Genomic DNA, 14967 nt, shown 5'->3' with positions numbered 1-14967 from the left:
TACTCATTGGGTAAAAATAATAAAAACGTGGGTTTTAAAGTAATTTCAAGCATCCTTTTTCATAAAAAAACCTTCAGAAAATCTGAAGGTTTATGTTTTATTTCGTAAGCGATTCTTTTTTCCAATTGCCTTTGAAGTTACAACTGTCATATCGGCCATCGATAGAAATAAATGTTGTCGGAAGTTTTGAATTGACAAACTTTTCCACCATTTCATTTCTTCGCTTATTAAGAGCCATTTGTTTGATTCTGTCATAATCCGTTTCAAGAGTAATCTGATGCGATGGGATTACATCATCAATCTTAATGATTTTTACCACCTTCCTATCTCTTTCATCTTTATCATCAAATGCGGTCGTAATATCGTTCTTATTCAGACCGGCAAGTTCATAACTGATAACTCCCGGAATGCTCACTCTTTCAATTTTATTTGAACCGTCTGCACCTGGAATTACACCGGCATTGAATTTAGTTCTTTTATCATCAGAAAATTTAAAAGCGGCATCTTTAAAAGTTATTTTTTCAGCTAAAATCAAACCTCTTATACTGTCTAATTTCTTTTTAGCAGTTGCAACCTCTTCGTCAGTCGGCGTAGCCATCAAAAGAATATGTCTCGCGTCATATGCTTTACCTGATTTTTTAACCAACTGAATAATGTGATAACCAAATTCAGACTCAACAGGATCTGAAATTTCTCCTTCCTGAAGGTTTAATGCTGCGGCTTCAAAAGGCTTCACCATCTGTCCTTTAAAGATATTTTTCATCAGACCTCCATTCGCAGCAGTTCCTTTATCTTCAGAGTAAATTCTTGCCTGGCTGTCGAAACTTTCTCCCCCCTGAATATCAGCTTTGATTTTTTTAAGCTTACCAATGAGTTCATCTTTATGAGCTTCCGTAAGTTTTGGAAACATCATAATTTGCGAAAGAGAAACCTCGTCTTTGATTTCCGGAAGCTGAGATTTATACATATTGTAAAAATCGGTTACTTCATTTGGAGTAACGTCTGCTTTTTCAGTAATTCTCTGGAATTTTGCCTGCCCGTAATAGGTATCTGTATCAATCTTCTCAATGGCATTCTTCATCTCATACTGATTTCTGAATTTATAGGCAGCAAGCATTGTTTTTTCATCAGGAAACTGTGAAAGCATCTGATTATACTTTGCATTTGCCTGATCTTTAATCATAGCAGAACGGTTTTCAATTAAAGTATCTCTTTTCGCTTCATAAACCAGAAGTTTATTGTTGATCAGGTTTTCCAAAAACTCACATCTGTCGGTAGTTGAAGCTCCCTGCTGCTTTCCGTAATTTATCTGCTCTTCAACATCAGATTCCAAAACGATCTCATCACCAATTACTGCTGCAATACCGTCTACCAACTGTCCTTTCTTTAGCTGAGCATTCATATTCCCTGAGAACAATATCGTGAAAACCCCAAGAAGAAAAGTGATTTTTAGTTTATTTATCATTATACTATTTTAAACAAGTTGCAAATTTAGAATTCTTAATGAATTGCACTCAATTTTTTATTATAAATATTTCTTAAAAAGAGATTATTTATTGCAGTTCTACATCAAAAGTCGTCAATTCTTTAAATTGTCTCAATCTGCTGTGAATATCTTCCTGGTTTACTTCTTCCAACCTCTCTGTTCCGAATTTTTCAACAGTAAAAGATGCCATTGCAGAGCCCATAATTAACGCAGATTTCATCGTTTCAAAATCAAATTTCCCTTTTTTAGCAAGATAAGCTGCAAAACCACCAGCAAAAGTATCTCCCGCTCCGGTCGGATCGAAAACTTCTTCCAAAGGAAGCGCAGGAATTGCAAAAACTTTGTTGTCGTGGAATAACAATGCTCCGTGTTCCCCTTTTTTAATGATTACATAAGCAGGGCCCATCGTATGGATTTTTTTAGCTGCTTTTACCAAAGAATATTCTCCTGAAAGCTGTCTCGCTTCCTCGTCATTGATAGAAATAACGTCAGTTTTCGCAATCATATCTTTTAAAATATCCATTGCAGAATCCATCCAGAAATTCATCGTATCCAAGATCACCAATTTTGGACGCTGATTCATTTTTTCAAGTACAGAAAGCTGAACTCCGGGATGAAGGTTTCCTAACAGTAAAATCTCTGCATCCTGCATAGAATCTGGGATTTTAGGATCAAAATTCTCCAAAACATTCACTTCAGTCGCTAAAGTATCTCGTGTATTTAAATCATTATGATATTTTCCTGCCCAGAAAAACGTTTTGCCTTCTTTTACAATTTCTATTCCTTCGATATTCACCTCTCTATTGGTAAACATATCAAGATATTCCTGCGGGAAATCTCCACCAACTACAGATACAATCCCTGATTTCACCCCTAAAATAGAAGAGGTAATCCCGATATATGTAGCTGCACCACCCAAAATTTTATCTGTTTTTCCAAACGGCGTCTCAATAGCGTCGAATGCCACGCTTCCTACAACTAAAAGTTTCATATTTAATGCTTATTTTTCCTGTGTAATCTGAGATTACATTCTTTATTAATTTAAAAATTTATTTTTTCCATTCAAAAGTATCCAGTAAATGCATCAGATCTTTTTTGATATAATCTACTGCCGGAGCTAAAGAATCTGGTTTTGGTCTGGAATTGAAGTATAAATATCCTGTTACAAAATGCTTCGTACTGTCAGTTGCATAAAACTGCAGATTGGATGCCGCCTGTCCTTTAAGCTCGTAGAAATTTCCGTAAACTTTTCTTTCGGGATATTCGAAAGATTTTGTATCGATTGAACTTGCTTTGATGGTATGTTTATACACCATTTTTTCCGTCTCCTGAATCTGTTGCGCAAAATCATTGTTGATCGGATAATACGTGAGGAAAATCTTGGCTTTCATTTTCGGATAGTTCAGATAATACCAGCAAGGCCTTTTGGCATCATAAATTTTGGCAAAATCTGAAACTTCAAAAGAGTACATACAGTTCGGCTCAAATTTCTGATACTTTGGTGCAGGATATTCTAATCTTAGTTCCCCGTAAGGTTTGGGAGTAGCTTCTTTTGCACACGAAATAATCAGCATCGAAACAAAAATAAAAATGACTTTTTTAATCATTCGGCAAAAATACAAATTACATTTCAGATTTTAAGATACAAATTTCAGCATTTCAATGCGTTTTGAAATTGAAATTACTAAAATGGAGTTTTCCATAAAATTTTATTTTAAACGCAAGGTGCGCAAAGTTTTTTTATCTTATTCTGCATATTTTCGTCCGCAAAGGCGTTCCACTTAGCAAAGACAATTTCGCCCAATTTTTGATTAATAAAATAATCACATAGAATCATTATCTTCAATATTGTAAACTTCCAGCATCCATCTTCCAACATCCATCCTTTTAAAGAATTTTGTACGCTGTTTCGTAATTTTGAATATAATTCTCCAAAGGTTTTGGAAAAGATCTTTCATGAGAACCTTCGACATCTGTGATAATGTAATTGTTTTCAGCAATAAAATCTTCCCAAACTTTTTCAGAATCAACTTCTACATTAAAAATCTCTATGCTCAGATTTTTATGGGTAAGCTTATGATTTATCATTTTTACACTTCTTATAGATGGCTTTAAATCATCAGAGATCTCAGTTGGAAATTCAAATAGTTTCTTCCAGATAAAATCATCTTTTCTTTGCTGAATTAAAAACTGACCGTTTCTGTGAACAAAATAATATTGTAATTGTAAATCCTGTGCCTTCGTTTTTTTTGTTTTAACCGGAAATTCCGAAACTTTATTTAATGAAAAAGCAAGGCAATCATCATTTACAGGGCATTCTCTGCATAAAGGATTTTTAGGTTTACAGATTTCTGAACCCAGATCCATCATCGCCTGATTAAAATCGCCGACATTTTCCGGCATTATCATAGTTGATAATTGTGAAAAATAATTGAAAGCTTTTGAATTTGAAATATCAAAATTATCGGCAAAAATCCGGCTCAAAACACGATAAAAATTTCCGTCAACGGCAGGCATTTTTCCACCAAAACAGATGCTGGAAACTGCTGCAGCTGTATATTTCCCAATACCCTTCAGTTTTAAAATTTCTTCGTAATCTGAGGGAAAAACTCCATGATAATCATTAATAATTTGCTGTGCAGCTTTATGAATGTTGATGGCACGGGAATAATATCCTAAACCTTTCCAATACAATAAAACCTCATCTTCCGGAGCTTCGGCTAAAGTTTTGACATCGGGAAATCTTTCGATAAAATTGTTGTAGTGGTTCAATCCCTGCGCGATTCTGGTCTGCTGAAAAACAATCTCACAAATCCAGATTTTATAAGGATCTTTGGTTTTTCTGAACGGTAAATCTCTCGCATTTTTATTATACCATTTCAACAGCTTATTGCCGATGTGAAGAAAGTCTGAAGTTTTTTTATTCTTTTCCAAAAAACCAACTCGTTTTAGTAGAGCAAAGATAAATTATTTTTCTGCGTTATCAAGAAGATAAACCGGAGCACCTCTAAGCCATTGATATTTAATTTTTTTCATTTCAGAGATCGATTTGTAGCCTTTTAGTGTTTCTAAAAACACATAGACTGAATCATTTTTCTCTTTTTTGAAATCTAATCTTTTATCTGAAAGAAACTGAAACGGATATGAAATCACAGAGTCTCTCTTGCTGAACAAAAGATCTCCCGAATTGATTCTGTAAATATAAATTGCTTTTCCACGCCCCGAAGAACTGTCTGAAACAGAAATATCTGAGCTTGCAACCACCATATCGCTGACTCCGTAAGCTTCATCTTCAGACATTACATATCCTGTTACCGTATCTTTCTTCTCATTGGCAAAAAGGTCGATCTCATATTTTTGGGGTCTTTGATATTCTTTTTTACAACCAATTATCGGGAATAGAATAATGAATCCGAAAATGCAAAACGAATGATTTTTCATTAAACGATTTTAAAATTAATTAAAAAATAAAACCGATGTTTTGACGCATCGGTTTGTATATTAAATATTGTAAAAATTTAATCCTGAACATATTCTGCATCCCACTCATTACCATCGTCACCTTTGTGACCGTCTAGTTTGATAACAAAACTTTTTGTCGGGAAATAAGGAGTAAGTCTGATGTCTAGCCAAACTCTGTCTTTGTTCACTTTATCCTGTTCAAAACGAACAATTTTGAATTTCTCGATCAGTTTATCAGCACCTTTAATGCCATCTAAGAAGCTTACGATCTGTCTTCTCAAATCGTCTTCGTTTCTTGCATTCCAGTTTTCGAAAGCTCTTCTGTTTAGGAAATCCAACAAAACTTTCGTTACATAATCGAATACGCGAACTACAGAGTATGTCTGTAAACCAATGTTGTCTCCTGTAAATAATGTTTTCGCAGAGAATGCCATGATTTTTCCATACTCATTAACCATAGGAACCAATCCCATTTTTTCCAGTTGAGAAATTTCACTTTTCTTCAGTTCAAATTTAACAGCATCTACTTCATTGATATTACCGTGCTTTTTACCGGCTGCAACCTGTGACATTAGTGTTTTGTGGATTTTCCCTGCCAATGAAGTTGATGGTGGAAGTTCTACATTTTCTTCTTCTCCCACTTCTTCAGCTCTTCCCCGGCCAACCAACCAATTACAGGTCATAATAACATTACTTCTGTGCAATTCGCCACCTGTAAGATTCGCTGAATGGAATAAGTCTACAACATCATCCGGTTTATCAAGATTGGCAAAATCGGTAACCATCATTACTTTGTTTTCATTACAGATTTTCGCCCATTTTTCAACGACTTTATTCGATCCAAGATAACCGGGAATCGCCAAAATTGAATAATTGTCTCTTAAATCCAAACGGTCGTAATAGTTTTTGAATTCTTCAGCAATTGCATCAATAAAAAGAGGATTATCCAAATCTGAAACCTGATCTAAGCTTGCATTTACAATGCTTACATTATCTACTTTATCAAGTTCTGTATTTTTATAAAACTGGGCAACTGTTCTATAAGACGTTTCAAGCTGACGAGCTGAATCTAACACATTTTTAAGATTCTGTTTAAGATTCTGTTCAGCATTTTGTGCTTTTGTCTTGCACGTATCTGCCATTTTTTCGGCAGGATCATTTGAGCTTAAAAGATCTACCCAAAGATTGATTTTCTGAAGAAGCTCTTTTCTTTCGTCTGCTTTATTACCGTCATTCAGGAAAATTTCTTTTCTTGCCTTTCTGGTCGGGTTCATATTGGCAATTCCGTCTACAACAGATTCTATAAAGCCAAATCCACCGATTTTATTTAACTCTTCAAGCGGATTTCCTTTTGGTCTTCCGGCTTGTTGTTGCTGATTATGCTGTTGACTTTCTGCAGCCTGTAACTTACTATCCATGATTTTAGTGTAATTTCGTTTAATTATTTTTCAAGTTCCTGTGCCACATCCTTTAATGCTTCAATAAAAGCAGTTCTTGTCTGCTCATTTTCCAGCATATTTCTTAGAATTTTATTATTTTTCAGCTGACGAACAATCTTATTATACTGTTCCTGCTCCATGCTGAGCTGCTGTAGATAATTCGATTTCTGAGTAAGGTTTTTGGGAGTGAAATCTGCAAGATTCTGAAAACGAAATTCTTCTTCCACCATGTTTCCGTCCTGCGTTTCGTGTTGCACAGATACTGAAGGCTGAAAATGTCTGAAGACATCATCAATTGTTTTTAAACCTGTAACAATTTCGGGAACATAAGATTCATCTGTAGTCAGCTGACTTACAATAAGGGATTTGTTTTCCTGGATTTCCTGGATTGCTTCATTAGCATCAACTTTTACCTCGTTTCCGCCAACACCATAATTGAACATTGCCATATTATTATTTTTTTTGTGATTCCTGATTTTGGTTGAATTAGCAAATATTTGACCAATCCAATGTTTAAATTTATAAAAAAAGTCTAACATAAAAAATTTTGTAGGGATTTTTTTAAAACAATTCAGCTTCAGGGATGCAATTACATGATTAACAACCTCTTTTAGTATCACCAATCTATGAAAAATAAATAAAAAAACGCACCGTAAAGATGCGTTTTAATAATAATTTCATATTGAAAATTACCAGATTTTTATTCTGTCTGCCGGAGCTTTGTACAATTTGTCTCCAGGTTTAATATCAAATGCTTTCATGAAAGAATCCTGATTTACCAAAGGACCAAATGCTCTGAAATATCCCGGAGAATGCGGATCTGTTTTCACCTGATTAATCATATACTGGTCGGTAGACTTGGTTCGCCAAACCGTCGCCCAGCTCATAAAAAATCGCTGATCCTGAGTAAAACCACTGATCAGTCCCGGATTCCCTTTATCTTTTAAATACATCTGCAATGCATCGTAAGCAACCGCTACTCCACCTAAATCACCGATATTTTCTCCGCTTGTAAACTTACCGTTGACAAAACTTCCTTTTACCGGTTCGTAAGCATTGTATTGTGCAGCCAACTGCCCCACTTTTGCATCAAAGTTTTTACGATCTTGATCCGTCCACCAATTATTAAGGTTTCCGTCGCCATCGAATCGTGAACCGCTGTCGTCAAATCCGTGAGAAATTTCGTGACCGATAACAGCTCCGATTCCACCAAAATTTACGGCTGCGTCCGCTTTCGGATTGTAAAAAGGCGGCTGAAGAATGGCTGCAGGGAAAACAATTTCGTTATTTGAGCCGCTGTAATAAGCGTTTACAGTTTGTGGAGACATTCCCCATTCTGTTTTATCAACAGGTTTCCCAACTTTTTCCAAGCTTTTCTGATATTGCCAAGCTGAAACGTTCTGAAGGTTTGAATACAAAGTTGCCCCTTGAGCAGGAGATTCCACTTTTAATTTAGAATAATCTTTCCATTGATCCGGGTAGGCAATTTTTACTGTGAACTTAGAAAGTTTTTCCTGGGCTTTCACTTTCGTTTCAGGCGACATCCAATCCATATCATTGATATGCTGTTTGAAAGATTTCAACAGATAGTCGATGTACATTTCCATTTGCTGCTTAGATTCCGGACTGAAGTATTTATCAACATATAATTTCCCGAAAGCTTCCCCCAAAACACTGTTTACAAGAGCTAAACCTCTTTTATTCATCGCTCGCTGCTCTTTTTGGCCCTGAAGATATTTAGAGTAAAAATCAAAACGGATATTATCTAAGTTTTCACCCAAATTACTTGCATTTCCGTTGATAACATGATATTTTAAATAATCTTTTAATAAAGGAAGATTTTTTTGGTTGAAAAACTGATCCATATTCTGGTAATATTTCAGCTCGCCCACGATTACTTTATCGGTATCTACTCCGGCATCTTTGAGGTATTTTGCTAAATTGACATTCTTTACCAAACCTGAAAGTTCGGAAACGTTTTTAGGATTGTACCGTAAATTAGCATCCCTATTTTGCTCTAAGGTCAACAAATAATTAGCCAATTGCTTTTCAAAATCAACTACATTTTTAGCTGTTGTCGCAGAATTTTTATAACCTAAAACTCCGAATAATTTTGCTACATAGTTCTGATATTCTGCTAAAGTTTTCGTGTTGGCTTCATTTACTTTCTGGTAATAATCTCTCCCTAAACCAAGGTCGGGACCCCCTAAATAAACTGCATTCATTTTGGAGTTTTTCATATCTGCACCGACCCTCCATCCGTAGAATGAATTGTCGCCCAGCTTTGTGGCTTCTAAAAGATATTTCTGAAGGTCATTTATATTTTTAATCGCATCGATTTTAGCTAAATCAGATTTGATCGGAGCTATTCCTTCTTTATTTCTCTTTTCAACATCCATGAACGATGCATACAGATTCTGAATTTTCTGACCTTCTGAACCTTCTGCATATTTCTCGGTCAAAATTTTATTTAAAATATCAAGCGAAGCGTCATCTACATTTTCTCTCAACGCATTGAAAGAACCCCAACTCGCTTTATCAGAAGGAATCTGCGTTTCTTTTACCCAGTTTCCGTTGACATAACTGAAGAAATCATCCTGTGGGCGAACCGTTTTATCCATATACGATAAATTAAGTCCGTTTTCAGGAAGGATTACCAATTCAGAATTTACAGCAACGATATTTGTGGGTGCTTTTTCTGTTGTTTCAACAGGTTTTTTAGCAGTTCCGCAAGAATTTAAAAATACAACACCTGAAAATGCAAGTGCTGCGATATTTAGTTTTTTCATTAAAATAATTTTGATGTGTAAAACAGTTTGATCAAATATAGGAATTTATGTTAAATCTGAATTATTGGAATCATGTTAATTGTTGTTGGTATCTGGTTAGTTGTTGGCTTTTAAACAATTAAATTTCATAAAAAAACCGCTCATTTCTGAACGGTTTTGAATATTTTCGATATTGATTACCAGATTTTGATTCTTTCTTCCGGTTTTTTGTAAAGTTTGTCACCAGGTTTTACATCGAATGCTTTGTAGAATGCATCAACATTCGTAAGAGGTCCGAAACTTCTGAAGTATCCAGGAGAATGCGGATCTGTTTTTACTTGGTTCACCATATATTTCTCGCTTGATAAAGTTCTCCAAACGGTTGCCCAGCTTAAAAAGAATCTTTGGTCTTGCGTATAACCGCTGATTGAACCAGGGTTTCCTTTATCTTTCAAATACATTTGAAGTGCGTCGTAAGCAATGTTTACACCTCCTAAATCGGCGATATTTTCACCATTTGTGAAAGTTCCGTTCACAAAAGTTCCTTTTACCGGCTCATACTTATCGTATTGAGCAGCCAAAGCTTTAGTCGCTTTTTCGAAGTTTGCTTTATCTTCCGGAGTCCACCAGTCAACAAGATTACCTTCAGCGTCAAACTGTGCTCCCGAATCATCAAATCCGTGGCTCATTTCGTGACCGATAACCGCACCGATTCCGCCAAAATTCACCGCAGCATCCGCTTGAGGATTGAAGAAAGGAGGCTGAAGAATTGCAGCAGGGAAAACAATTTCGTTGTACACCGGATTGTAATATGCATTTACCGTTTGGGGAGTCATACCCCATTCTGTTTTATCAACTGGTTTTCCGATTTTTGCCAACTCTTTCGTATACTGCCATTCGCCAATATTCTGAAGGTTCTGGTATAAGTTTCCACCTTTAGATTCCGGAGTGATTACCAATTTAGAATAGTCTTTCCATTTATCAGGATAAGCAACTTTTACGGTAAATTTATTCAATTTAGCCATTGCTTTTTCTTTTGTTGTAGCAGACATCCAAGTTAAACCATTGATGTGAACGGCAAAGCTTTTCTTTAGATAATCAATCAATTCAACCATCTGAGCTTTTGCTGAAGCCGGGAAATATTTTTCTACATATAATTTACCGAAAGCTTCTCCCAAAGAACCATTAATCAGCTCATATCCTCTTTTATTTAAAGCTCTCTGCTCTTGCTGACCTCTTAAATATTTGCCGTAGAAAGCAAACTTCATGTCACCCAATTTTTCACTTAGGTAAGAAGCACTTCCGCTGATCATATGGAATTTCAGATAATCCTTAATTACAGGAAGATTTTTTTCATTCACCAACTGATCAAAATTTTTGTAATATCCTAATTCACCAATGATTACTTTATCAGTATTTACACCAACTTTTTTAAGATAAGCAGGAAGGTCTACGTTTTTAACCAGAGCTTTCAATTCGGCCATTGTCTGCGGATTATACTGAAGCGTATTGTCACGACTTTGCTCATTTGTCAACAAATGTTTAGCAATACTTCTTTCGTAATCTACAATTCCTTTTGCAGCTGCATCAGCGTTTTTATAGCCTAATTCTTTTAACATAGAAGCCACATATTTTTCGTATTCAGCAAGGGCTTCCGTATTTTTAGCATCAACTTTTTGGTAATAATCTCTTCCCATTCCCAATGAAGCGTCACCTAAGTAAACCGCATTCATATTAGAATCTTTAAGATCTGCATAAACGCCCCATCCGTAGAAATTGTTTTCGCCTTCTTTTGTTACAGAAGCTAAATAATTCTGTAAATCTGTAAGGTTTTTGATCGCATCAATTTTATTGATGTTTTCCTGAATTGGTTTGATTCCGTCTGCATTTCTCTTCGCCATATTCATGTAAGAAGCATACAGATCCTGTATTTTTTTACCTTCACTTCCATCTGCGAATTTATCTTTCAGAAGCGAATTTAGGATCGTCATAGAATTGTTATCGGTATCATCTGCCAATTTATTGAAACTTCCCCAAGTTGGCTTATCAGAAGGAATTTTAGCAGTTTTCATCCAGGTTCCGCTCACATAATTATAAAAATCATCCTGTGGTCGAACCGATTTATCCATCAGACTGATGTCTAAACCCTTATCTGCTGTAGTTGTTGTTTTAGTCTGAGCGTTCAGCGTATTTTGTGAACAAATCCCAGCCAGTAAAAATAAAGAAAGACTTAGCTTTTTCATTGCAATAGTAATTTATACAATAAGTATATTTAATTTAAATTTTGTTACGGGAAAGTTAATTTATTTTGAATAAAGAATCTCGATTTCCAAACTGTGAATGTAGTTGATTTTAAGAATTATTTCCAATTAAAATTCCAACAAGATCCTGAATTATCTTCTGTGAAACAAAAGAAACAAAATCCGGCCTGTCGAGATGCGGAAGATATAATTTGAAAGTTTCCGACTTATTGTTGACCCTGATCGTATAGTAAACTGTTCCTACGTCTTTTCCGTCCTCACCTTTTCCAGGACCTGCAACTCCTGTTGTAGAAAGTGAAATATCTGTTTTAAAAAGATTTTGGCAGCCTTCTGCCATTTCTCTCGCCACTTCTTCACTCACCACTGTAAACCGCTCGATCGTTCCTTCCGAAACGTTTAAAATATCAACCTTCTTTTCCGTTGCATATGCTACAATTCCGCCGATAAAATATTTTGAGCTTCCCGAATTTGAAGTCAGCAATTTTGCCAGTTCACCGCCTGTACAACTTTCTGCCGTGGAAATCGTCATTTCTTTTTCATTAAGAATTTCTGCTAAAATTTTTTCAATTTTATCTTCAGAAGTTGCAATTATATTCTCGCCAATAATCGGAAATAATTTATGAATCTGATTTTCAAGCTGAATTTGTAAAAACTGTTCGTTTTCCCCTGTTGCAGTCAATCTCAACTTCACTCTGGTTCCCACTGGAAGATAAGACAATGCCATATTTTCAGGCAATGCCAATTCCCATTCTTCAATTTTATCCGCTAAAATACTTTCGGGAATTCCGACCACAGAAACGATTCTCGTGGAAATATAATTCAGATTAAATTTTTCTTTTAAATAAGGAACAATCTGGTCTTTAATCAGCGGTTTCACCTCATAAGGAACGCCCGGTAAACTGAAAGAAAGTTTGTTTCCGTTCTGCATCATCATACAGGGTGCAGTTCCAAAATGGTTTTGAAAAACTGTAGATTTCGTAGGAACAAAAGCCTGTTCGCGGTTTCTTTCTAAAATTTCAATTCTTCCACGCTTTTCCATATACGCTTTAAGATGCTCAAAAGTAACCTCATCCAAAGCGATTTCATCATCAAAAAATTCGGCTAACGCCTTTTTGGTTTTGTCGTCTCTTGTCGGACCTAAACCACCTGTTGTAATGACCAAATCTCCAATCTCAAAAGCTGAATTCAATGTGTTTTTAATGATGTCAATTTCATCTGAGATAGTAAAAATCTGAGAAACTTTGATGCCTATATTTTTAAGTTCGGTAGCAATAAAATTTGAATTGGTATCGACTGTATTTCCTGAAAGTATTTCGTCACCAATGGTAATAAGAACTGCATTTTCCATATATAATTTTCGAAAAAAATTTCTTTACAAAAGACGGAAAATTCTGTGTAGTGAACAAAAGAAAACCATTTTTTATATCTTTGAACTTTACTGTTTAAAACTATAATTAAACTATTTTTATGTCTAAATATGATGATGCTTCATGGCATTACGGAGGCGATTTTCCTGAAGGATTACCTGAAAAAAACGGAGCCACCCATACCGGTATGTTTCTGAACTGGTGTATCGAAAGAAATTTTGTTTCCCAAGAATTTAAAGAAGATAGCGAAGAGCAAATTGAAAAATTAAAAAGAAGAGAAATCACCGGCGCAGAGTTTATCATTGATTCTATGGACGGAAAATTTTCAGAATTTGATTTGAATGATTTAGGAAATGCTTTTGCCAAAGATTATTACGTGGATGAAACCGATTTTGGGAATAAATTCAGTTCTTTTGCTACCGATTACATTAATCTTTTTGACAGTATTGCCGAAGAAAGTGATTTTGAATATGAAACTTTCTATCATATTGAAGACAGCTACGAAAACTATGACCTGATGAAACAGATTATTAATCATCGATTTGAGGAATGGAAAGAGTATAAAAGTCTGACCATGAATTAAACGCAAAATTTGTCATTCTGACGAAGGAAGAATCTCTATAAAATAGATTCTTCACTCCATTTCTGAACTTCGTTCGTAGACTTTCTGTCTATGTTCAGAATGACAAACCTTATTAAAAGTATTCACTAATCATGTTTTACCCAAATTAAATCATCGGTATTATAGCCAATTTTCTGAGCTTTTGCTAAAAATCTTTCTTTTATACTGTTAGGAATTTCTTTGTTTCGGGATAAAATCCAGATGTATTTTGTGCTGTTTCCCACGACCAAAGCATATTGATAATCGTCATCAATATCAATTACATTATAACCTGCCCAAATTGGTTTAAAAAATGAAACTTTTAGTCGTGCTTCAGACTTATCATTTACAAATCTCGCTTCACCAACTGACTCTTTCCATTCTTTTTTTACGTAATTATAACCTCTATTCTGGACTTTAATCGTTCCGTCGGAATTTAATGAATAATTTGCCGTTACGTTATCCATGTTTTTTTCGAATTTATAATCGAAACGTGCAATTTCATACCATTTTCCGAGATACTTGTCTGAATTAAAATTTGAGATAGCACTTGCTCCTTTCGGAATTCCGACCGAGCAAGAATTGAGAATAATGAGTCCTAAAATTCCTAAAGAAACCGGAATGGCAATTTTATGTAAGGTTTTCATAATACTATAATTTGTGTATGATGAAAATTCAAAAATGATGCCCTTTAATTTTGAACCATTCAGAATTATTAAGAAGTTCAGAATAATTAAGTTAAGCTTCGCTTTAAGCAAAATCTTTATAAAAATCTATTAGATTTATACTTAATAAAACTTAACAACTTAAATGTTCTTAATGGTTAAATAAATTTTTAGTTAAAAATCTTCAGAAATTGATCTTTAAAACTTCCTGAAACTTCAATTTCAGTATCGTCGGAAAGTGTTGCGGTTCCGCTTTTATGGTAAGATTTTACAAAAGTCGTGTTGATAATATGAGAACGATGAACACGGACGAATGGTTTTTCCAATAAGTCATCAAAATGCTTCAAAAACCGGCAAACCATTTTCTTGGAGCCATCTGTGAGATAAACCTGCGTAAAATTTCCATCCGCCTGAAGTCTGACAATATCTTCTGTTTTTACCACATCAAAACCCTGTAAAGTTGGAAGAATCAATTGTTGTTTCTCGGGTTTTAGCTTTAAATTTTCAAGCAGAATCTTATTTCGGTTGAGTTCTTCCTTCTTTTCAATGCTTTCTGCAACTTTATTAACCGCTAAAATCAATTCCTGAATATCAATAGGTTTTAAAATGTAGTAACTCGCCGATTTATTTAAAGCCTGAAGCGAATATTGTGAAAATGCCGTGATAAAAATGGTCTCGTAAGAAAATTCCTTGGTCGCTTCCAAAACATCGAAAGCATTTCCGAAAGGCATTTCAACATCCAGAAAAACGAGTTGTGGCTGTTTTTCAGCAATTAAGGGAACTGCCTCTTTGATATTTTCCGCTTCACCTAAAATCTCAATTTGCGGACAGTATTTAGTGAGATAGCTGCTTAGAACTTCTCTGGCAATTTTTTCGTCATCTATGATTACGGATTTTATTTTCATGCTTGAAAATTTA

Annotated in this window: 13 protein-coding genes; 1 reads left to right on the top strand and 12 read right to left on the bottom strand. The window is 35.0% G+C overall.

The window, feature by feature from the left end:
- Window positions 1–97: 97 nt before the first annotated feature.
- From ACR1PN_RS06205 to ACR1PN_RS06160, 10 genes are all read right to left on the bottom strand, one after another.
- Window positions 98–1465 (bottom strand): peptidylprolyl isomerase, encoded by a 1368-nt coding sequence (locus ACR1PN_RS06205; RefSeq protein WP_433979298.1) that lies wholly within the window; start codon window positions 1463–1465, stop codon window positions 98–100.
- Between the two features lie 88 nt (window positions 1466–1553).
- On the bottom strand, window positions 1554–2477 hold the full coding sequence (locus ACR1PN_RS06200; RefSeq protein WP_433979297.1) for a PfkB family carbohydrate kinase: 924 nt from the start codon (window positions 2475–2477) through the stop codon (window positions 1554–1556).
- 58 nt (window positions 2478–2535) lie between these two features.
- Window positions 2536–3093, bottom strand: a complete 558-nt coding sequence (gene gldD, locus ACR1PN_RS06195) for a gliding motility lipoprotein GldD (protein WP_378174745.1) — start codon at window positions 3091–3093, stop codon at window positions 2536–2538.
- Between the two features lie 280 nt (window positions 3094–3373).
- Window positions 3374–4420 carry an A/G-specific adenine glycosylase gene (gene mutY / locus ACR1PN_RS06190; RefSeq protein WP_433979296.1) on the bottom strand — a complete coding sequence of 349 codons (1047 nt, stop codon included), beginning with the start codon at window positions 4418–4420 and terminating at the stop codon, window positions 3374–3376.
- A 33-nt stretch (window positions 4421–4453) separates the two neighbouring features.
- Window positions 4454–4927: a hypothetical protein gene (locus ACR1PN_RS06185; protein ID WP_433979295.1), complete on the bottom strand. Its 474-nt coding sequence runs from the start codon at window positions 4925–4927 to the stop codon at window positions 4454–4456.
- 77 nt (window positions 4928–5004) lie between these two features.
- Window positions 5005–6366, bottom strand: coding sequence for a DUF5458 family protein (locus ACR1PN_RS06180; RefSeq protein ID WP_378174754.1), 1362 nt, complete (start codon window positions 6364–6366; stop codon window positions 5005–5007).
- Between the two features lie 23 nt (window positions 6367–6389).
- A complete protein-coding gene (locus ACR1PN_RS06175; protein WP_378174757.1) occupies window positions 6390–6926 on the bottom strand; it encodes a type VI secretion system contractile sheath small subunit in 537 nt (178 codons plus the stop codon).
- A gap of 150 nt (window positions 6927–7076) precedes the next feature.
- Window positions 7077–9176, bottom strand: a complete 2100-nt coding sequence (locus ACR1PN_RS06170) for a M13 family metallopeptidase (RefSeq protein ID WP_433979294.1) — start codon at window positions 9174–9176, stop codon at window positions 7077–7079.
- 176 nt (window positions 9177–9352) lie between these two features.
- A complete protein-coding gene (locus ACR1PN_RS06165) occupies window positions 9353–11398 on the bottom strand; it encodes a M13 family metallopeptidase (protein WP_378174763.1) in 2046 nt (681 codons plus the stop codon).
- A 109-nt stretch (window positions 11399–11507) separates the two neighbouring features.
- Window positions 11508–12764: a CinA family nicotinamide mononucleotide deamidase-related protein gene (locus tag ACR1PN_RS06160; RefSeq protein ID WP_433979293.1), complete on the bottom strand. Its 1257-nt coding sequence runs from the start codon at window positions 12762–12764 to the stop codon at window positions 11508–11510.
- 119 nt (window positions 12765–12883) lie between these two features.
- Here ACR1PN_RS06160 and ACR1PN_RS06155 point away from each other — a divergent pair, with 119 nt between their 5' ends.
- Window positions 12884–13366 (top strand): hypothetical protein, encoded by a 483-nt coding sequence (locus ACR1PN_RS06155; protein ID WP_433979292.1) that lies wholly within the window; start codon window positions 12884–12886, stop codon window positions 13364–13366.
- A gap of 125 nt (window positions 13367–13491) precedes the next feature.
- Here the strand turns inward: ACR1PN_RS06155 and ACR1PN_RS06150 are convergent, their stop codons facing one another.
- Both ACR1PN_RS06150 and ACR1PN_RS06145 read right to left on the bottom strand, forming a co-directional pair.
- Window positions 13492–14031 carry a lipocalin family protein gene (locus ACR1PN_RS06150; protein WP_433979291.1) on the bottom strand — a complete coding sequence of 180 codons (540 nt, stop codon included), beginning with the start codon at window positions 14029–14031 and terminating at the stop codon, window positions 13492–13494.
- Between the two features lie 188 nt (window positions 14032–14219).
- On the bottom strand, window positions 14220–14954 hold the full coding sequence (locus ACR1PN_RS06145; protein ID WP_433979290.1) for a LytR/AlgR family response regulator transcription factor: 735 nt from the start codon (window positions 14952–14954) through the stop codon (window positions 14220–14222).
- Window positions 14955–14967: the final 13 nt, after the last annotated feature.

It is taken from the genome of Chryseobacterium sp. RLHN22 (assembly GCF_051011795.1).
GTDB classification, from domain to species: domain Bacteria; phylum Bacteroidota; class Bacteroidia; order Flavobacteriales; family Weeksellaceae; genus Chryseobacterium; species Chryseobacterium zhengzhouense.
Note: the sequence above shows the minus strand (reverse complement) of the source record. Positions and strands in the feature narration are given on the sequence as shown.

Excerpts from the sequence above, each read along its gene's own strand:
- ACR1PN_RS06175 (WP_378174757.1), bottom strand. The coding sequence starts at position 6,926 with ATGTTAGACTTTTTTTATAAATTTAAACATTGGATTGGTCAAATATTT.
- ACR1PN_RS06150 (WP_433979291.1), bottom strand. The coding sequence starts at position 14,031 with ATGAAAACCTTACATAAAATTGCCATTCCGGTTTCTTTAGGAATTTTA.
- ACR1PN_RS06145 (WP_433979290.1), bottom strand. The coding sequence starts at position 14,954 with ATGAAAATAAAATCCGTAATCATAGATGACGAAAAAATTGCCAGAGAA.
- ACR1PN_RS06205 (WP_433979298.1), bottom strand. The coding sequence starts at position 1,465 with ATGATAAATAAACTAAAAATCACTTTTCTTCTTGGGGTTTTCACGATA.
- ACR1PN_RS06165 (WP_378174763.1), bottom strand. The coding sequence starts at position 11,398 with ATGAAAAAGCTAAGTCTTTCTTTATTTTTACTGGCTGGGATTTGTTCA.
- ACR1PN_RS06170 (WP_433979294.1), bottom strand. The coding sequence starts at position 9,176 with ATGAAAAAACTAAATATCGCAGCACTTGCATTTTCAGGTGTTGTATTT.
- ACR1PN_RS06155 (WP_433979292.1), top strand. The coding sequence starts at position 12,884 with ATGTCTAAATATGATGATGCTTCATGGCATTACGGAGGCGATTTTCCT.
- ACR1PN_RS06185 (WP_433979295.1), bottom strand. The coding sequence starts at position 4,927 with ATGAAAAATCATTCGTTTTGCATTTTCGGATTCATTATTCTATTCCCG.
- ACR1PN_RS06160 (WP_433979293.1), bottom strand. The coding sequence starts at position 12,764 with ATGGAAAATGCAGTTCTTATTACCATTGGTGACGAAATACTTTCAGGA.
- gldD (WP_378174745.1), bottom strand. The coding sequence starts at position 3,093 with ATGATTAAAAAAGTCATTTTTATTTTTGTTTCGATGCTGATTATTTCG.
- ACR1PN_RS06180 (WP_378174754.1), bottom strand. The coding sequence starts at position 6,366 with ATGGATAGTAAGTTACAGGCTGCAGAAAGTCAACAGCATAATCAGCAA.
- ACR1PN_RS06200 (WP_433979297.1), bottom strand. The coding sequence starts at position 2,477 with ATGAAACTTTTAGTTGTAGGAAGCGTGGCATTCGACGCTATTGAGACG.